Origin of the sequence: Curtobacterium sp. SP.BCp (assembly GCF_051903255.1) — a bacterium.
GTDB lineage: Bacteria > Actinomycetota > Actinomycetes > Actinomycetales > Microbacteriaceae > Curtobacterium.
Map to the genome: position 1 here is coordinate 1,917,548 of NZ_CP194338.1, position 18,896 is coordinate 1,936,443.

The 18,896-nt window shown below is 71.9% G+C and carries 16 protein-coding genes; 3 read left to right on the forward strand and 13 right to left on the reverse strand.

All coding sequences use genetic code 11. The features are described from left to right. Positions 1-4: 4 nt before the first annotated feature. Positions 5-766 (reverse strand): SDR family oxidoreductase, encoded by a 762-nt coding sequence (locus ACRQ4C_RS09260; protein WP_439688470.1) that lies wholly within the window; start codon positions 764-766, stop codon positions 5-7. A 151-nt stretch (positions 767-917) separates the two neighbouring features. On the opposite strand from ACRQ4C_RS09260, the gene ACRQ4C_RS09265 reads away from it, so the two are divergent. Both ACRQ4C_RS09265 and ACRQ4C_RS09270 read left to right on the forward strand, forming a co-directional pair. Then, positions 918-1,391: an NfeD family protein gene (locus ACRQ4C_RS09265; RefSeq protein ID WP_439688471.1), complete on the forward strand. Its 474-nt coding sequence runs from the start codon at positions 918-920 to the stop codon at positions 1,389-1,391. Further along, entirely contained in the window at positions 1,388-2,539 is a 1,152-nt protein-coding gene (locus tag ACRQ4C_RS09270; protein ID WP_290131716.1) for an SPFH domain-containing protein, read from the forward strand. The genes ACRQ4C_RS09265 and ACRQ4C_RS09270 overlap by 4 nt, the downstream gene beginning before the upstream one ends. A 78-nt stretch (positions 2,540-2,617) precedes the next feature. Here the strand turns inward: ACRQ4C_RS09270 and ACRQ4C_RS09275 are convergent, their stop codons facing one another. From ACRQ4C_RS09275 to ACRQ4C_RS09315, 9 genes are all read right to left on the reverse strand, one after another. After that, complete coding sequence (locus tag ACRQ4C_RS09275) at positions 2,618-2,968, reverse strand: RNA polymerase-binding protein RbpA (RefSeq protein WP_290131715.1); 351 nt, start codon at positions 2,966-2,968, stop codon at positions 2,618-2,620. Between the two features lie 480 nt (positions 2,969-3,448). Next, complete coding sequence (gene lnt / locus ACRQ4C_RS09280) at positions 3,449-5,149, reverse strand: apolipoprotein N-acyltransferase (RefSeq protein ID WP_439688472.1); 1,701 nt, start codon at positions 5,147-5,149, stop codon at positions 3,449-3,451. 11 nt (positions 5,150-5,160) lie between these two features. Continuing rightward, entirely contained in the window at positions 5,161-7,611 is a 2,451-nt protein-coding gene (locus tag ACRQ4C_RS09285; protein WP_439688473.1) for a DEAD/DEAH box helicase, read from the reverse strand. Further along, entirely contained in the window at positions 7,608-8,360 is a 753-nt protein-coding gene (tatC, locus tag ACRQ4C_RS09290) for a twin-arginine translocase subunit TatC (RefSeq protein ID WP_290134243.1), read from the reverse strand. The genes ACRQ4C_RS09285 and tatC overlap by 4 nt, the downstream gene beginning before the upstream one ends. Positions 8,361-8,589: 229 nt before the next feature. Further along, positions 8,590-9,561 carry a helix-turn-helix transcriptional regulator gene (locus ACRQ4C_RS09295; RefSeq protein ID WP_290131712.1) on the reverse strand — a complete coding sequence of 324 codons (972 nt, stop codon included), beginning with the start codon at positions 9,559-9,561 and terminating at the stop codon, positions 8,590-8,592. After that, a complete protein-coding gene (locus ACRQ4C_RS09300) occupies positions 9,554-10,576 on the reverse strand; it encodes a helix-turn-helix transcriptional regulator (RefSeq protein ID WP_290131711.1) in 1,023 nt (340 codons plus the stop codon). The genes ACRQ4C_RS09295 and ACRQ4C_RS09300 overlap by 8 nt, the downstream gene beginning before the upstream one ends. Positions 10,577-10,647: 71 nt before the next feature. After that, positions 10,648-11,580, reverse strand: a complete 933-nt coding sequence (locus ACRQ4C_RS09305) for a hypothetical protein (protein ID WP_439688474.1) — start codon at positions 11,578-11,580, stop codon at positions 10,648-10,650. A 10-nt stretch (positions 11,581-11,590) separates the two neighbouring features. Further along, complete coding sequence (locus ACRQ4C_RS09310) at positions 11,591-12,772, reverse strand: tRNA (adenine-N1)-methyltransferase (RefSeq protein WP_439690885.1); 1,182 nt, start codon at positions 12,770-12,772, stop codon at positions 11,591-11,593. Between the two features lie 71 nt (positions 12,773-12,843). Then, entirely contained in the window at positions 12,844-13,674 is an 831-nt protein-coding gene (locus ACRQ4C_RS09315) for an HAD family hydrolase (protein WP_439688475.1), read from the reverse strand. A gap of 228 nt (positions 13,675-13,902) precedes the next feature. On the opposite strand from ACRQ4C_RS09315, the gene ACRQ4C_RS09320 reads away from it, so the two are divergent. Further along, entirely contained in the window at positions 13,903-14,832 is a 930-nt protein-coding gene (locus ACRQ4C_RS09320) for a proteasome assembly chaperone family protein (RefSeq protein ID WP_290131708.1), read from the forward strand. 548 nt (positions 14,833-15,380) lie between these two features. Here ACRQ4C_RS09320 and mshC read toward each other — a convergent pair. The 3 genes from mshC to ACRQ4C_RS09335 form a co-directional block, all read right to left on the reverse strand. Then, positions 15,381-16,622 (reverse strand): cysteine--1-D-myo-inosityl 2-amino-2-deoxy-alpha-D-glucopyranoside ligase, encoded by a 1,242-nt coding sequence (mshC, locus tag ACRQ4C_RS09325; protein ID WP_439688476.1) that lies wholly within the window; start codon positions 16,620-16,622, stop codon positions 15,381-15,383. Then, the gene (locus ACRQ4C_RS09330; RefSeq protein WP_439690886.1) at positions 16,619-17,449 is read right to left on the reverse strand and encodes an undecaprenyl-diphosphate phosphatase; all 831 of its coding nucleotides are present in this window, start codon (positions 17,447-17,449) and stop codon (positions 16,619-16,621) included. Before ACRQ4C_RS09330 ends, mshC begins: the two co-directional genes overlap by 4 nt. An 87-nt stretch (positions 17,450-17,536) precedes the next feature. Further along, positions 17,537-18,862: a M20/M25/M40 family metallo-hydrolase gene (locus tag ACRQ4C_RS09335; RefSeq protein ID WP_439688477.1), complete on the reverse strand. Its 1,326-nt coding sequence runs from the start codon at positions 18,860-18,862 to the stop codon at positions 17,537-17,539. Positions 18,863-18,896 lie beyond the last annotated feature (34 nt).

Consider the following 18,896-nt stretch of genomic DNA (forward strand, 5'->3'; position numbering starts at 1 on the left):
GACGCTACGCGCCGAAGCCGCTGACGTCGCCGACGAGCTTGGTGTGGTCGGCCGGGATCGGCTCGATCGCTGCGAGCGCGATCTCCGCGGCGAACTCGGACACGCTGTAGAGCTTGCCGACCTCTTGCCGGCGCCCCTCGATCGCACCCGGGTTGAGGCGGTTGAGGAGGGTCGCCGTGATGGTGCCCTCGATCATGTCACCGGAGACGACGACGAACTCGATGCCGGCGGCCTCGAGCTGCGGGATGAGCTCGCGGAGTGCGAGCTCGCCGGCACGCTTGCTCTTGGCGACGGGGACGTACTCTTCCATCGTCTCCGCGGTCTCGACGAAGTGGGCCTGGTGACTGGTGACGAACACGACGCGGGAGCCGGCCGGCATGTGCGGGACCGCAGTGCGGAGCATGTCGACCTGTGCGTCGCGGTTCAGGCGGAGCGCGTAGTCCTCGCCGAGTCCGGACTCCATGCCGCCGGACGCGTTGAGCACGAGGAGGTCGATGCCGCCCCACGCCGCGACGACCTGGTCGACCATCGCCTGGACCGAGTCGTGGTCCGTCAGGTCCGCGCCGACGGCGAGCGCTGCGCCGCCGTCGGCGACGATCTTCTCCGCGATCTGCTCGGCACGCTTCGCCTTGTTCCGGTAGTTCACGACGACCTTCGCGCCGGCTTCCGCCAGGTACCCGACGGTGTCGGCGCCGATGCCGCGCGACGAACCCGTCACGAGGACGCGCTTGTCGGCGAGGGATCCGGGGGCGAGGGGGTTGCTCACAGTCGTGCTCCAGGTGGGGTCGGAGGTCTCGTTGCCGCAACGAGCCTACCGTCCGGGGCGCGGCTGTCGGTCGCAGTTGATATGTTGAACGGAGTTTGACCGGCCGTCGCGACGCAGCGAACGCCGTGCGCGACCGAGGGAGGGAGATCGCGTGTCCGGACCTGACTGGATCCAGACCATCGTGTGGATCGGCCTCGTGCTGATCCTGGGGGTGGTCGAGATGTTCACGCTCGACTTCATCTTCATCATGCTCGCGGCGGGAGCCGCCGGGGGGTTGATCGCAGCCCTGCTCGGTGCGCCGTGGTGGCTGTCCGCGCTCGTCGCGGCCGCCCTCGCCCTCCTCCTGCTGCTCCTGGTGCGCCCGCGCCTCCTGCACGCGCTCAACCGGGGTGCCGACCCGCACCGCACCGGCATCGACGGACTCGTCGGCCTGTCCGGCACCGTCGCGGTCGCCTTCACCTCGTCCTCTCCCGGGCAGGTCCGGCTCGCCAATGGTGAGACCTGGAGCGCCCGGCTCGCGGGCATGCCCACCGACCGTCTGCCCGCCCTGGGCACCCCCGTCGTCGTCGAGTCCATCGAGGGCTCCACCGCCGTCGTCCGCATCGATCAGAAAGACGCCTCATGACCTCCCTCTCAACGGGGACGATCCTGCTCCTCCTGCTCATCCTCGTCGTCGTCATCTTCGTGATCGTCGTGCTCGCCCGAGCGATCCGGATCGTGCCGCAGGCGACCGCCGGCATCGTGGAACGGCTCGGCAAGTACCACAAGACGCTCAGCCCGGGTCTGAACCTGCTCGTGCCGTTCATCGACCGACTGCGTCCCCTGATCGACATGCGCGAGCAGGTCGTCTCGTTCCCGCCGCAGCCGGTGATCACCGAGGACAACCTGGTCGTCTCGATCGACACCGTCGTGTACTTCCAGGTCACCGACGCACGGGCGGCGACCTACGAGATCGCCAACTACCTCGGCGCGGTCGAGCAGCTCACCACCACCACGCTCCGCAACGTCGTGGGTGGCCTGAACCTCGAGGAGGCCCTGACCAGCCGCGACAACATCAACGGTCAGCTCCGTGTCGTGCTCGACGAGGCCACGGGCAAGTGGGGTATCCGCGTCGGTCGTGTCGAGCTCAAGGCGATCGAGCCGCCGGTGTCGATCCAGGACGCCATGGAGCAGCAGCTGCGTGCTGAGCGGAACCGTCGCGCGGCGATCCTGCAGGCCGAGGGGACCAAGCAGTCGCAGATCCTCGAGGCCGAAGGACAGCGTCAGGCCGCGATCCTCCAGGCAGAGGGTGACGCGAAGGCGCAGGTCCTCCGGGCCGAGGGTGAGGCACAGGCGATCGCGACCGTGTTCGACGCGATCCACACCGGAGACCCCGACGAGAAGCTCCTCTCCTACCAGTACCTGCAGACGCTGCCGAAGCTGGCCGAGGGCACGGCGAACAAGCTCTGGATGATCCCGAGCGAGTTCACCAAGGCGCTGTCCGGCATCGCCGAGGGCTTCACGGCCGGCCGGAGTGGAGGTGCGCCGGGTTCCGGGGGTGCAGCCGGCGGCGACTTCCTCGAGCGGATCTCCAAGCTGGCGAACGAGAGCCTCGCCAACACGGCTGCTGCGAACGCCGCGGCGTCGTCAACGCCCCGCCCGGACGCCACCGCGGCCGACATCGTGCCGGAGTCCGACCTCGACCAGCGTCTGGCCGAGTCCGACAAGAGCGTCGATGCGCGGCTGGCAGCAGCCGACGAGGCCACGAGCGACGAACTCGGCGACACCAAGTAGAACGCGCACGCAACTAGATGCGCACGAAGAAGCCCGCCCCGGTCATCCGGGGCGGGCTTCTTCGCTTCTGAGGGTGGTTCAGGCGCCACGGCGTGCGCGGAGGAACTGCAACCGTTCCTGCAGGAGCTCCTCGAGCTCTTCACGCGAGCGACGCTCGAGCAGCATGTCCCAGTGGGTCCGGGGTGCCTTGACGTCCTCTTCTGCGACCTCGACGGGAACGCCGTCGTCGCCGAGGAGTCGACCCTCGCGTCCAGATCGGGGGTCCGACCAGGTCGACGGGACCTCGGCATCGGCCGAGAAGATCACGTCGAACGTCTCGCCGGAGTCGGACTGGTAGACCGCGCGCTTGCGGTCCGAGAGCTCAACGCCCTCTTCGCTCTGGAGACTCTGACTCCCGAGCCGCATGCCGCGAAGACTTCGATCAGCCATCGGTGTGCTCCTTCCGCTCGTCCTGCCCTCCACAACACTGTCCCACGGGGGTTCGTTCCCCGACCGGCGCATTCACAGTGCGTTCCCAGTGGGCGGCCGCGGGGACTCGGGACCGCGTGATCTGGCGTCCGGCGGCGGCCACGGCGGCCACGGCGGCCACGGCGGCCGACACGACGGGGACGGGAGGGCGCGGAGCGGGGTGGGCTGCCGCTGTCGTGCGACCGGGCCGGTGTCGTACGACTGCGGCGGTGCCGTTGCTCGCGGTCCGCTCGAGCCAGCGGGCGCAAGGAGCGACCGTGCCGTCGTCGTACGACAACGGCGGCGTCGTACGACGTCGGGCTATCGCGCCGCGTCGACGTGCCCCGTACGGTGTCGGCGCAGCGTGCCATGCGCACCGGACGCGACGAACCACGCGTCGATCACGAGGTGCATCGTCGGGACGCGCGCGCTTCGTGGACCCCCGCCCGCACCGAGCCGAGGTCAGCGGCGCCGACGAGACCAGGGGGCGCAGGCGAGCAGGACGAGCAGGCCGCCGAGCGACAGCAGGAGTGTCAGGGAACCCGAGATCAGTGTCGCCGGCGTCGTGGAGGTCCCGAGCGGCACGTCCGTCACCATCGAGGTCGCGGTGTACGCCGGCACGCGGTCGATCGTGCGTCCGCTCGGGTCGATCACCTGGGACGCCCCGACGGTGGAGATGTTCACGAGGGAGCGCCCCGTCTCGATGGCTCGCATCCGAGCGATCTCGAGCTGCTGGAGGTTCTCGTCGGTGCCGTCGAAGTCGGCGTTGTTCGTCTGCGCCAGGATCACCTGCGCTCCCCCACGCGCCATGTCCGTCGTCAGGCCGTCGTCGACGATGTCGAAGCAGATCGAGATGCCCGCCTTGATCCCGGCGACGGACAGCACGTTCGGTTTCGTCCCGGGGGTGTAGTCGCGCTGCAACAGGCCGATGAGCGACGGCGCGAGCTTCGAGAAGAACCAGCGGTCGGGCACGTACTCGCCGAACGGCACGGGACGCTTCTTGTCGTAGGACGACTGCCACCCCTGGGATGTCCAGACGAACGACGTGTTGTGGAGCACCCCGGACCGTGTCTGGGTGATCGCGCCAGCGACGATCGGTGCACCGACCGACCGGACGACCGAGTCGAGCGCCGACGCCACGACGGGCTGCTGGCGCGGGTCGTACTCGGCGGACGCCTCGGGCCACACCACGAGGTCGACGCCCTTCGCCTCGACGTCGGTGGCGGCGACCTGCGCGGCGAGGACCTCACCCGGCTGCGCCCCGTCGAAGTACCCCGCGGGTCCGTTCCCCTGGACCGACTCGATGCGGATCGTGCCGTCCACGGCCGTCGGCCAGGCGGGTACGGCGAGCACCGCGGCCACGAGGAGGCCGGCGGTCGCGACCCGCGCCGGCAGTCGGAGGACCGCGCCGGGCCGGGTCGGCCGGACGAGCGCCAGGGACACGACGACGGCCACGCAGTACACGACGACGAACGTCAGCCCGAGGACCCCGACGTAGGCGGCCAGGTGGGTGAAGGGCCCCTGCGACTGCGAGAGCCCGATGCGGCCCCACGCGAAGCCGCCGTACGGCCAGCTGCCCGAGAACCACTCTCGTCCGGTCCAGAGTGCGGCGACGACGGCCGGGAGGCCCCACACCCGCCCGGCGGTCGACGGCAGCACCCGGGCGAGCCAGCGGTACGCGAGCGCGATGGCGACACTGCCGAGGGCGAGGTACGCGGCCTCGAGGAGCGCGAGCGCGAACCACGGGACGGGGCCGAGGTAGCGGCCCGCCCACGAGATCGCGGGGATCCAGAACGCGGCCCCGGCGAGGTAGCCGAGCCAGGCTGCGCGGCCGGCCCGCTGTCCCATGACGGCGACGAGGAGGCACGCCACGGCCGGGTAGGCGAGGAACCACCACCCCGGGGACGGGAAGGACAGGGCCAGCAGGATGCCGCCGATGACCGCGAGCGGCAGGGCGGCGCCGAGCGGGAGCGCTCGGAAGGGGTTCACTGCCTCCACCTGGTCGAGGCCGACCCCGCGGACACCGACCGCGCCGGAGGAACCGCGCGACCGGCCGAGCGACCGACCGCGCGCGGACCCTCGCGACCGCTCGTGCGCGCCGGACGGCAGCGCCGTCGCGAAGTCGGCGTCGTGCGGACGCAGGTCGGACTCGGGAGCGTGCACCGGGCCTCCCGTCAGACCGTCGCGTAGGCGACGATGCCGCGGCGCACCGCGTCGGTCGCGCGCCGCGCGGTCTGCGCGAGGTCGTCGTCGCCAGCGTTCCGGACCTGGTCGAGGAGGTCGATCACCTGCTTGCACCACCGGACGAAGTCACCGGCGGGCATGTCGAGCGTCCGGAGGACGTCGTCGAGCGCCGAGCCCGACGCCCACCGGAACATGCCGACCGCCATCGCCGGGGTGGGCGGCTGCGAACCGGCGAGCCGGGCGTCGCGCTCGATGTCGTCGAGCCGGGCCCAGATCGTCAGGGTCTCGTCGAGGGCCGGACGGAACGCACCGCGCGGCAGGGCGTGCTCGGTGCCGGGCGCGTCCTCGCGGCGGGGCTGGTACACGATCGTCGCGGCCATGGCGGCGAGCTGAGCCGGGGTGAGTTCCTTCCAGACGCCGGCCTCGAGGCACTCCGCGACGAGGAGGTCGCGGTCGCCGTAGATGCGCTGGAGGCGTCGGCCGCCGGCCGCGACGGTGGCCTCGCCGGAGCCGTCACCCGAGTCGACGAGGTAGCCGAGCTGCAGGAGCACGTCGGTCACTCGGTCGAAGGTCGTCGCGACGGCGCCGGTGCGGGAACGGATCTGCTGCACGAGCTTGTCGTTGGCGCGCTTGAGCTTGTACCAGCGCTCTGCCCACCGTGCGTGCGCCTCACGGTCGGGGCAGGCGTGGCAGGGGTGCCGCTGCATCCGCCGCCGGACGTCGGTGATCGCGGCCTGGCGCTCCTTGCGGGCACCGTGCGAGGCTTCGCGGCCACCCGGGACGTTGGTCCGTTCGAGGTCGGAGAGCTCACGCCGGAGCGCCGCGTACTCGGTGAAGTCGCCGAGGTGGCAGGTCATCGCCTGCTGGTACCCCTCGAGCGACTCCTGCTGCGACCGGACCTTCCGCGCGAGGTCGACGACGGAGCGGTCCGCCTGGAACTGCGCGAACGACGTCTCGAGGACCTCGCGCGTGCGGCGGCGGCCGAACTGCTCGATGAGGTTGACGGCCATGTTGTAGGTCGGCTTGAACGACGAGTTGAGCGGGTACGTGCGTCGGCTCGCCAGGGATGCCACGGCCTGCGGGTCGAGGCCGTCGGTCCACTGGATGACCGAGTGGCCTTCGACGTCGATGCCCCGGCGGCCGGCGCGACCGGTGAGCTGCGTGTACTCCCCCGGCGTGATCGGCACACGGGCTTCGCCGTTGAACTTCTCGAGCTTCTCGAGCACGACCGTCCGTGCCGGCATGTTCACCCCGAGCGCGAGCGTCTCGGTCGCGAACACGACCTTGAGGAGCTTGCGCTGGAAGAGGTCCTCGACGACCTCCTTGAACGCGGGCAGCAGACCGGCGTGGTGCGCGGCCACCCCGCGCTCGAGGCCCTCGAGCCACTCCCAGTACCCGAGGACGGCGAGGTCCTCGTCGAGGAGCGTCCGGCAGTGGTACTCGGCCGACTCACGGATCTCGCGACGCTCGTCCGCGGTGGTGAGCGACAGGCCCGACCGCAGGACGTTCCGCACGCCCTGGTCGCAGCCCGCCCGGCTGAACACGAAGAAGATCGCCGGCAGGAGCATCCGGTCGTCGAGCATCCGCGCGATCTGCTCGCGGTACAGCTTCTCGGTGCGCGGGCCGCGGCGGTCGTGGTACCCGCCCCGACCGCGTCCGCCGCGGTGTCCGCCGCCGTGCCGCTCGCTCCGGGAGGCTCCCCCGACCAGGCGGAGCAGCTCCGGGTTCACGCGGTTCGTCGCCGCGGCACCGCTCGAGTCGAAGAGGTCGACCATCTTCGAGCCGACGAGCACGTGCTGTTCGAGCGGGACCGGGCGGTCCTCGGAGACGATGACGTCGGTGTCGCCGCGGACGGTCTGCAGCCAGTCGCCGAACTCCTCGGCGTTCGACACGGTGGCGCTGAGCGAGACGAGCCGGACCTCGGTCGGGAGGTGCAGGATCACCTCTTCCCACACGGCACCACGGAACCGGTCGGCGAGGTAGTGGACCTCGTCGAGGACGACCCACGCGAGGTCGTCGAGCAGGTCGGAGTCCGCGTAGATCATGTTGCGGAGGACCTCGGTCGTCATCACGACCACGCGCGCCCGCGGGTTCACGTTGGTGTCGCCGGTGAGGAGCCCCACCTCGGTCTCGCCGTAGGCCTGGACCAGTTCGGCGTACTTCTGGTTGCTCAGGGCCTTCATCGGCGTCGTGTAGAACACCTTCGCCGTGCGCTGCCGCATCGCCAGCCAGATCGCGAATTCGGCGACGATCGTCTTGCCCGCACCGGTCGGTGCCGCGACGAGGACGCTCCGGCCCTGGTCGATGGCGTCGCACGCCGCGAACTGGAACGGGTCGAGGTCGAAGCGGAGGTCGGACCGGAACAGCTCGAGGTTGCGCGAGCGGTTCCGGACCTTCGCTGTCGCGTAGCGTTCGGCGGGGCTGAGGTCCGTGTTGGTCACAGGCCGTACTCTTCGTCGAGCTTGGCCTGCCGCTTCGCTGCACGGCGGTCGTGCAACCACGTGACGGCGCACGCGGCGATGTAGAGCACGGTCATCGGGATCGCGAGCAGGAACATCGAGATGACGTCGGCCGAGGGCGTCACCATCGCGCAGAACACGAGGATGCAGAGGATCGCGATGCGCCAGGACTTGATGATCGCGGACGCGGAGAGCACCCCGACGAAGTTCAGCAGCACGAGGAACACCGGCAGGACGAAGGCGATCCCGACCGCCACGATGAGCTTGATGACGAAGTTGTAGTAGGCCTTCGCGTCGACGATCGAGGTGTCCTGGGTGGACACGAAGCTGCCGAGGATCTGGACCACGTGCGGCAGGATGTACCACCCGAACCAGCATCCCGCGAAGAACAGCGGGATCGCGGTGCCGAGGAAGCCGAACACGTACTGCTTCTCGCGCCGCACGAGGGCCGGCACGATGAACGCCCAGACCTGGTACAGCCAGACGGGGCTCGAGATGACGATGCCGATCGTGATCGCGATCTGCAGCTTGAGGTCGAACGCCCCGGTGATCATCGGGAAGTTCAGCTCGGCCGTGTGCCCGCCGATCTCCGCGAGCTTCGAGACGGGCTGCCGCAGGGCGTCGAGCACGAACGGGGTGAGGAACCACCCACCGATCGCGCACACCACCACCGCGATGACCGCGCGGAAGAGACGGTTGCGCAGCTCGATGAGGTGCTGCCCGAGCGACATGCGGCCTTCGGCGTCCTTCTTCGGGCGCCCGGGCCGCTTCGCTCGCCCGCTTGCGGTCGTCGAAGCCATGCGCCGATCCTACGGGACCGGTCCGACACCGCGCTGCGGCTGCGTGCGTTCGCACAGGCGGCCGGGAGGCACGGTGCGGGCCGGCACCGCGCCTCCCGGCCGGTGGGCGCGTACCCGCGACGCGGCGTGCGTCGGCCGACGCGGACCGGCCGCGACGCGATCAGGCCTCGGCGAGGGCCGCGGCCGCGAAGTCCCGGATCGCCGTGCGCGCCGCCGGCGGGTCGAGCACCACGGCGCGACCGGGCAGCCCGGCGACGAGCCGCACGACGCCGTCGAACCCGTTCGACGCGGCGAGCCGGATGCGGACGCGACCGTCGTCGTCGGGCGCGTCGGCCGTGTCGGCGAGGAAGTCCGCGACGAGCGGCAGCGACGACGAGTCGAGCTCCACGGTGACGATGACGTCCTCGCGGGCTTGCTGGAACAGCGTGTCCGGGATCACCACGTCGGCTGCGCTCGTGGTCGCCGCGCGTTCCTCGACGCGGACGCCGGACATCCGGTCGAGGCGGAAGGTGCGCAGCGCACCCCGGTCGAGGTCCCAGGCGCGCAGGTACCAGTCGGTGTCGATCGACTCGACGCGCAACGGGTCGACACTGCGTGTCCCGCCGCGGCTCCGCGGCCCGGCGTAGTCGAAGGCGAGCCCGCGCCCGTCGGCCATCGCCTGCCGGATCGTCGCGAGCGTCGCGTCGTGGAGGTCCTGTCCGACGGCGACGTTCGACGCGGCACCGCCCGCACCGCGCGAGAGCTTCGCCATGAGGGCACGGATGGCGTCACGGTCCGCGGCCTCGGGCAGCGCCGACAGGTACTGCAGGCCCGCGATCAGTGCCGAGGCCTCGCGGGCGGAGAGCCGGGGCGCGTCGTCGATCGCGACGAGGTTCGTCAGGACGATCATGTCGTTCTGCTCGAAGTCGTCCCAGGCGATGTCGAACAGGTCGCCGTGCTGGTACTGCATCGTCTCGCCGGGGACGCCGGACACCGCGATGAGCTCGACGGCCCGGCGGATGCGGGACTCGGGCACGCCGAAGTGGCGCGCGGCCTCGGCCACCGAGACCCGTTCGCGGTCGATGAGGTACGGCACGAGGGCGAGCAGGAACGCGAGCTTGTCCTGTGCCTGCAGGGGCTGCTGCTCAACCACGGGCGTCTCCTTCGTGGTCGGCGACGAGGCCGCGGAGCCGGGCCGTCACCCGGTCGCGGAGGTCGTCGGGTTCGAGCACGCGGACCTCGGGGCCGAACGCCGCGAGTTCCTCGGCGAGGATCTGCGGATCGACGTGGTGGAGCACGAGGGTGCCGTCCGGCTCGGCGGCCGTGTCGCGTCGACGGGAGAGCCGCCGCTCGGCGTCCGAGCCGGGCACGACGTGGATGCGCGCGGTCCGGGTCGCCCAGATGCGGTCGAGTTCGGCGAGGGCGCGCTCCCCCGCTCCCGCGGGCGCCGGGTGCCGGCCGACCTCGTACTGGGTCACCGGGCCGACGATCCGCGACAGCAGGTAGTTCTTCGTGGCGCCCGTCGAGAACTCGTGCGCGGCGAGCATCCACCGGCCGGCGTGCTGGACGAGCGCGAGCGGCGCGAGCTCGCGTCGACGGGCCTCGTGCTGCCCGGGCGTGATGTAGTCGAAGCGCACGGCGGCCGCGCGGTCGAGGGCGGAACGCAGGGGTTCGAACGCGGCGTCGCGGGCTCGGAGCCGCGGGGCGTAGGCGTCGACCCCGAGCACACCCGAGGCGACGTCGTCCTCGGCGCCGGCGGACCGAACCTTGAGCAGGGCGCGTCGCGAGTCGGCGGAGAGCGCTCCCTCACGCCAGGCCATCGCAGCGAGGGACAGCAGTGCGGACTCGTCCGGTGTGAAGCGGACGTCGAGGGGCAGGTCGTACTCGCCCTTCGGGATGCGGTAGCGCAGCGTCTGGTTGTTGCCCGCGGCGCCGGGCGTCTCGATGGTCTCGAGCGGGATCCCGAGGTCGCGCACGTCGTCCTTGTCGCGCTCGAACTGGCGCTCCAGGGAAGCGTTGTCGCCACCGGGCGTCCAGCGCTGCCGGTACCCCTGCACGTTGGCCAGGATCTCGGCCTTCGTCAGCCCCGACTCCGTCGAGAGCAGTGCGAGCACGAGGCTGAAGAGCCGCTCCTCGGCAGGCACACGGGGGGTACGAGAGGCTGGCACAGGCCGATCCTACGGCAGCGCGGGCGCACCGGAGTGCACCCGCGCGGCGGTCGGTGGGCGGTGCCGAGGCGTCAGCGCGGCATCACTCCGAGCACGTCGATCACGTAGGCGTCCGTCGCGCCCTGGTTGTGCACGATCGCCAGCACCTGGTCGCCGACGCGGTGTCCGAGGATCGCCTCGCGGACGCCGTCGACGATCTGGCCCTTGGCGAGCGGCACGGTCGCGGCACCGGAGCCGTCGGTCCAGTTCGAGCCCGTGACGGACGGGTCGGCGCTCCAGGTCACGGCCGTGTACTTGATGACCGCGGTGTCCTTCGCGGTGAGCTCGGTCCCGTCGCCCTTGCGGAGCAGGTGCGTCTCGTCGGACTTGGGCGCGTCCCACGACGGGATCGTGATCCCGGGGGCGCCGGACGGGGCGAGCACCACGGCGGGCATGCGGTCGCCGGCGAGCTGCGGTGTGCCGGTGGCACGGGCGTCGAAGGCCCGCTTGACGTCGATCACGGCGATGACGGCGTCCTCGGTCTTGCTGCTCGACGAGGACCCGGCGGTGCCGGACGTGGAGCTCAGCGCGCTCTTCGGGAGGGCGACGGCGAGCCGGTCACCGACGTGGGCGCACTCGACGGCCTCGCCGAGCGCGCCGTAGTTCGACGCACCCGCGGTGATCGGCGCGGTCTGGCCGGAGTAGCCGCTCGTCTGGGCGACCTGCCCGGTCGCACCGTCGACGAGGGTGTACTCGATGAGCACGGGGGTGCCGTCCTCGACCTCGCGCCCGGTGCCCTGCTTCACGACCGAGACCTGCGTGCCCTTGGTGGTGAGCCCCGAGGGGACGGAGACCTTCGGCTCCTTGCCGAACGTGCCCGTGGCGGTGACGGCCTCGGACGCGGCACCGGGGCGGGCGCAGCTCGACGGGGTCGTCCCGGCTCCGCTCGCGGAGCAGGCCGTCAGCGTGGCGGCGAGTCCGAGGGTGACCAGGAGCGCGGGGATGGTTCGATGCAGGACGGGCACGGTCGGTACTCTACCGGTCGTCCCCATGCGCCCCGGACGCGTCGGGCGCAGCCGCGTCGGGCGCAGCCGCGTCGGGCGCAGCCGCGTCGGGCGCAGCCGCGTCGGGCACAGCCGCGTCGGGCACAGCCGCGTCGGGCACAGCCGCGTCGGGCGCAGCCGCGTCGGGCACGGACCCCGCCTCAACCGACCCCGCCTCGGCAGCGGCCACCCGGCGTGCCTGCGCCGCCGCCTGCCGTGCGACCTTCCGGAGCTTCTTGTCGCTCGCGCTCCGCTCCCCCACGGCACCGGGCGTCCAGGCCTCGACGTCCTCGTCGGAGAACTCGGCCTTGCCGGCACGACGCTTGAGGTTCGGCAGCACCACGCCGTCGGCGAGCCGCCGGGCGGTCACGAGGAACCCGGTGTGCCCGACCATCCGGTGGTCCGGACGGACGGCGAGACCCTCGACGTGCCAGGTCCGGACGAGGGTCTCGCTCGGCATCGGGTCGGTGAAGCGGCCGGTGTCGCGGAGGGCCTCGGCGGTGCGGGACAGCTGGGTGACCGTCGCGACGTAGCAGACGATGAGGCCGCCCGGCACGAGGGCGTCCGCCGCGGCGTCGACGCACTCCCAGGGGGCGAGCATGTCGAGCACGACGCGGTCCACGCTCTGCGGCTCGGTGGCCCCCGGCAGCTCCTCGACGAGGTCGCCGACGGTCACGGACCAGTTGTCCGGGACGGCGCCGAGGAACGTACCGACGTTGCCGCGGGCGATGGCCGCGAACTCCTCGCGACGCTCGAACGACTGCAGCTGGCCGGTCGGCCCGATCGCCCGGAGCAGGAAGAGCGAGAGCGCACCGGAGCCGACCCCGGCCTCGACGACGCGCGCGCCGGGGAAGACGTCGGCGAACGCGACGATCTGCGCCGCGTCCTTCGGGTAGACGATCGCGGCGCCGCGCGGCATCGACATCACGTAGTCGTTGAGCAGCGGCCGGAGCGCGAGGTACTCGTCGCCGGTCGTCGCACGGATCACGGAGCCGTCGGGCTGCCCGATGACGTCGTCGTGCCGCAGCACGCCGCGGTGCGTGTGGTACTCGCCGCCGGTCTCGAGCGACAGCGTCGTCAGCTTGCCCTTCGGACCGGTCAGCTGCACGCGGTCACCGGACCGGAAGGGTCCGCGGGGCGGCGTGTGCGGCGCACCTCCCGCGGTGTGCGGCAGCGACGCGGTGGCGTCGTCCTGACTGGAGGCGCGGGTCACCGCCGCCTCGTCGCCGACGTGCTCGAGGTCGCTCACCGGGCACCGCCCTCGGTCACCGCAGCCTCGGCGGACACGCGATCCGTGCCTCTCCCCACCGGCACGGCCTGCCCGTCGCTGGCGCGTCGGTCAGGAACCGGCGGCGTGGGCCCAGGCTGTTCGTCGGACACGGCCGCGCGGGCAGCGAGGGCCGGACTGGTCAACTCGACCAGTCGGTCGACGTCCACGCCGGCGAGCGTGGTGAGGTGGACGTCGCCACCAGCGATGTCGGTGAGCGGCACGATGTGCTCGACCGCGATCGTCACGGCGCCGGACGCGACGGCGGAGGCGACGCCCGTCGCCGAGTCCTCGATCGCGACGCACGCGGTCGGCTCGACGCCCAGCTGCGCGGCGGCGGCGAGGTAGGCGTCCGGGAACGGCTTCGGCCGCTCGACGTCGTCACCGGCGACGACGACCCGGAAGCCGCGGTCGCCGAGGGCCTCGGCGGCGACGAGTGCCATCGACCGGCGGGACATCGTGACGAGGGCGGTCGGGATGCCGCGGTCGTGCAGCTCCTCGACGAGCTCGCGAGCGCCCGGCCGCCACGGCAGGTCGTCGTGCCGCAGCCGGTCGGAGACGTACTCGGTCATCCAGAGGACGATCTCCTCGACCTCCATGTCGACCCCGCGGTCGCGGAGGATCTCGCCGGAGCGCTCGAGCCCGGAGCCGACCAGCGACAAGCCGTCCTCGTGCGTCCAGGTGGCGCCGTAGCGCTCGGTCAACTCGACCTGGGACTGCTGCCAGATCGGTTCGGTGTCGATGATCGTGCCGTCCATGTCCCACAGCACGGCCGCGGGCAGGACTCGGTCGGGGCGCTGGGCGGTCACGGGCGACGAGTCTACCGGTCGGCCGGGCGCCGCCACGGCGTGCGGTCGTGGTCGTCTCCGTCCCGCCCGCGCGTCGCGCACGCGTTGCGCTGGCGTCGCGCGCACGTTCCGCTGGAGGCGGACTGCCGCCCGTCGCACCCTGCCGCGGGCCTACAGTGGGTGCCTGGTCAACGTCCCACGCGCGCGGTCCGCACGAGCGGTCCACGCCCCTTCCAGGAGGTCCGCTCCGTGCCACAGCACTCCCCCTTCAGCGAGGGCCGGCTGCTCGTCGTCGCCTTCGAGGGCTGGAACGACGCCGGCGAGGCGGCCAGTGGGCTCGCCCGACGGATCGTCGACGCGCTCGAGCTCGACGAACTCCGCGAGATCGACGGGGAACGGTACGTCGACTACCAGTTCAACCGCCCCACCGTGGGCACCAGCGACGACGGCGACCGCGGCATCCAGTGGCCCCGCATCGTCCTGCACGGCCCGGGCTCCGACGGACCCCCGGTGATCGGTGCGACCGGCTCCGAGTCCGACCGCGAGGTGTTCGTGCTCGTCGGCCCGGAGCCCTCCCGGACGTGGCGCGGCTTCTGCGCCGAGGTGATCGACCTCATCGACGTGTACTCGATCGACGCGGTGGTGTTCGTCGGGGCGATGCTCGCCGACGTCCCGCACACCCGACCGATCTCGGTGTTCGTGTCGAGCGAGAACGCCGGGGTCCGCGCGGCCTTCGACGTCGACAAGTCCTCCTACGAGGGGCCGACCGGCATCCTCGGGGTCCTCGCCGACGCCGTGGACAAGGCCGGTCTGACGACGCTGTCCCTCTGGGCCTCCGTCCCGCACTACGTGCACAACTCCCCCTCGCCCAAGGCCACGCTCTCGCTGCTCGACAAGATCGAGGAGCTCACGGACGTCACGGTCCCCCGCGGCTCGCTCCTGGACGACGCGACCGAGTGGGAGGAGGGCATCGACGCCCTCGCCGCGGACGACGAGGACATGGCGACGTACATCGGGCAGCTCGAGCAGGCGCGCGACACGGTCGACTCGCCCGAGGCCTCCGGGGACGCGATCGCCCAGGAGTTCGAGCAGTACCTGCGGCGCCGGGAGCGCAAGGACGGCAAGGACGGCGGGACCGCTGGCGGCGAGGGCTTCCGCCCGCCGCAGCCGCCGCAGTAGCGGTCGCGCGCGGGTCCGCGTTCGGCGCGCTGTGGTGACGGTCACGACTCCCCGCTCACGAGCGCCCGACGGTCACGAACGGTCGCTCTGCTGGCCGGAGACCGACCGTCCGTGACCGCCCGCCGAGCGGCCGGGGGCGTGTCCTGACCGTTGGTCGCGAGAACGGTCGGGCGCTCGGCCCGCCGTCGTGACGATCACGACTCCCCGCTCACGAGCGCCCGACGGTCACGAACGGTCGCTCTGCTGACCGGAGACCGACCGTCCGTGACCGCCCGCCGAGCGGCCGGGGGCGTGTCCTGACCGTTGGTCGCGAGAACGATCGGCCCCGGAGCAGCGAGGTGACGTGTCGTGCGACCAGCGTGGGCACCTGTCGGACGGGAGGCACGGTGCGGGCCCGCCACGGGCCTCCCGGTCGGCGTACACGCGCGTCGTGCGGCCGGAACGGGCTGGTCGCAGGACGTGTCGGCTCCGGCCGCGCGCGACGGCACGTCGCGCGACCAACGCGGCCGCGCGGCCGCCGCGGCGCCCGCGCGGCCAGCGGCCCCGGGTCAGCCCAGGCGGATGCCGAGCAGCGCGTCGACGAGGTCGACGAGCTCCGGCGTCGCCGCCGTACCGCCCGCGAGCGCGGTGTCGACCGCCGCGACCGCACCAGGCGTGTCGAGGTCGTCCGCGACGCGCGCACGGATCCGTGCGATCACGTCCGCGGCGTCGTCGGCGTGCGACGGCGCACCCGCTGCCCAGGCGTCCCACGACGCCAACCGCGTCGTGGCGGACTCGAGCTCCGCGGGGAACCACTCCCAGTCGTCCGAGTACTTGTGCGACAGGAGCGCGAGCCGGACCGCGCGAGGGTCGGCCCCGTCGTCGAGGAGCCCCCGGACGGTGACGAGGTTGCCGAGCGACTTCGAGATCTTCTCGCCCTGGTAGGCGATCATCCCCGTGTGCACGTACGCGTTCGCGAGCGGCTGGTGCGCCAGCGCCGCTGCGTGCCCCGCGCTCATCTCGTGGTGCGGGAAGACGAGGTCGCTGCCGCCGCCCTGGACGCTGATCGGCAGGCCGAGCTTGTCGCCGGCGATGACGCTGCACTCGATGTGCCACCCGGGACGCCCCGGCCCGAGGACGGTGTCCCAGCTCGGTTCACCGTCGCGTGCGGCTCGCCAGAGCAGCGGGTCGAGGGGGTCGCGCTTGCCGGGTCGGTCGGGGTCGCCCCCGCGCTCGGCAGAGAGGGCGAGCATCGTCTCGCGGTCGAGACGGCTCTCGTCGCCCAGCGCCCAGGCCTCGGTCGGGCGGTTCACGTCGAAGTAGACGTCGTCGCCCTCGGAGTCGTCGGTCGGCACGTCGTACGCGTACCCGGTCTCCTGCAGGAACGCGACGGCCTCGGCGACGCGGTCGACCTCGTCGGTGACGGCCACGTAGTCGTCGGGCGGGAGGATCCGAAGCGCCTCCATGTCGCGACGGAACAGGTCGATCTGCGACGCAGCGAGCTCCTGCCAGTCGACGCCGTCCCGTGCGGCACGCTCGAGCAGCGGGTCGTCCACGTCGGTCGTGTTCTGCGCGTACTCGGTGTCGAGACCCGCGTCACGCCAAGAGCGCAGCAGGGAGTCGAAGGCCAGGTACGTCGCCGCGTGCCCGAGGTGGGTCGCGTCGTAGGGCGTGATGCCGCACACGTACAGCGCGGCGCGCTCGTCGCCGCGGGTCGGGTCGACCGGCTTGCCCGTGGCCGTGTCGTGCACGACGGGGCGGGGCCCCGAACCCGGGACGGACGGGACGGACGGGGCCTCCCAGGCCCTCACGGCTGGATCACACCAAGCGACAGCAACACGAGGAGAACGATACCGAGTGCGATCCGGTAGACCACGAAGGGCAGGAAGCTGCGCTTGCTGATGTAGTTCATGAACGCGGCGATCACGACGAAGCCGACGACGAACGCCACGACCGTCGCGACGAGCGTGTCGACGAGTCCGAACGGTGCGCCGGTGTCGCCGAGGCTCGTCGCCGCCTCGTACAGCCCGGAGAGGAACACCGCCGGGACCGCCAGCAGGAACGCGAACCGCGCGGCTGCCGGCCGGGTGTACCCGAGCGCGAGGCCCATCGACACGGTCGCGCCGGACCGGGAGACGCCGGGGACGAGCGCGAGCATCTGCGCCAGCCCGATGAGGATCCCGCCGCCGAACGTCATGTGCTCGATCCGCCGGACCTTCTTGCCGACGACGTCGAGGACGCCGAGCACGACGCCGAACACGATGAGGACGATCGCGACGATCCAGAGCGATCGGAACGTCGTCTCGATCGAGTCCTTGAGCAGGAGCCCGGCGACACCGATCGGGATCGTGCCGAGGATGACCAGCCAGCCGAGCCGCGCGTCGGGGTCGTTCCGCGGGACCGTCCGGCCGGACAGCGACCGGAACCACCGCCCGACGATCCGGGTGATGTCCTTCCAGAAGTAGATGAGCACCGCAGTCTCGGTGCCGAGTTGCGTCACCGCCGTGAACGCCGCACCCGGGTCCTGCGCGTCGGGCAGGAACAGTCCGACGATGCGCAGGTGCGCGCTCGACGACACGGGGAGGAACTCGGTGAGCCCCTGGACGAAGCCGAGGAAGATCGCCTCGAGGATGTGCATGGCACCGGCCTTCCGGAGGGAGGTCTGTCTGGACACCGCCACGAGGGTGGCGCCCAGGCACCACCACGACGGCGACCCGGCAATGTATCAGTAGGACGCGAAGAGGTCCCCGAGGACGCGCCGCCCGAACGCCAGCGCATCGAGCGGGACCCGCTCGTCGACGCCGTGGAACATCGCCGGGAAGTCCACGCCGGCCGGCAGCTGCAACGGTACGAAGCCGTAGCCCGCGATCCCCAGGGTGGACAACGCCTTGTTGTCCGTCCCGCCGGAGAGCAGGTACGGCAGCACCGGAGCACCGGGGTCGTGCCGACCGAGGACGTCCCGCACGGCGTCGACCAGCGGACCGCCGAAGTCCTGCTCGAGCCCGATGTCGCGGAACGACATCACCACCTCGACGTCGTCGCCCGCCAGCTCGCGGACCCGCTCGAGCACGGACTCCTCGTCGCCGGGCAAGCACCGGATGTCGATGAGCGCCTCGGCCGCGTCCGGGATCACGTTGTGCTTGTACCCGGCCTGCAGCACCGTCGGGTTCGTCGTGGTGTGCAGCGCAGCGTGGATGAACCGCGACGCCGAGCCCGTCGCGAGGGCGACCTCGTCCGGACCGGTCACCGCCGGGTCCACCCCGAGGAACCGGGCGACCTCCGCCACCATCGCGTCCGTCGTCGCCGAGAGCCGGACCGGCCACTCCTCGCTCCCGATCCGCGCGACCGCCGCCGCGAGCTTCGTCACGGCATTGTCGCGGATCACGTGCGAGCCGTGCGCAGCCGTGCCCCGGGAGACGAGCTTGATCCACATCAGGGCCTTCTCGCCGGTCTGCAGCAAGTACGCGCGGCGGTCGCCCAGCGTGATCGAGTACCCGCCGACCTCGCTGATCGCGGCGTCGGCGCCCGCGAAGACCTCCGGGTGCTGCTCGACCACGTGGTGGGAGCCCAGCACGCCGCCGGCTTCTTCGTCGGCGAAGTACGCGATCACGAGGTCACGCTCCGGAGCGCCCTGTGCGGCGATGACGTCCGACAACGACGTCAGCATCATCGCGTCCATGTTCTTCATGTCGACCGCGCCACGGCCCCACAGCATGCCGTCCTTGACCTCGCCCCCGAACGGGTCCACCGACCAGTTCGCCGGATCGGCCGGCACGACGTCGAGGTGCCCGTGCACGACGAGCGCCGACTTCTGCGGGTCGCGCCCCCGGACCCTGGCCACGACGCTCACCCGGTCGGGCTCCGACTCGAACAGCTGCGGCTCGAGCCCGAGGTCGCGGAGCTTGGCCTCGACGTAGTGCGCCGCCTCGGTCTCGCCGCGGGACTTCCCCTCGCCCCAGTTCGTGGTGTCGATCCGGATGAGGTCACGGGCGATCGACGCGGTCTCCTCGAGCTCGATGCCGGCCGTCGTGTTCCCGTGGACGTCTGTCATGCACACCACGCTACCGGCCGGTCCCGACACCGCC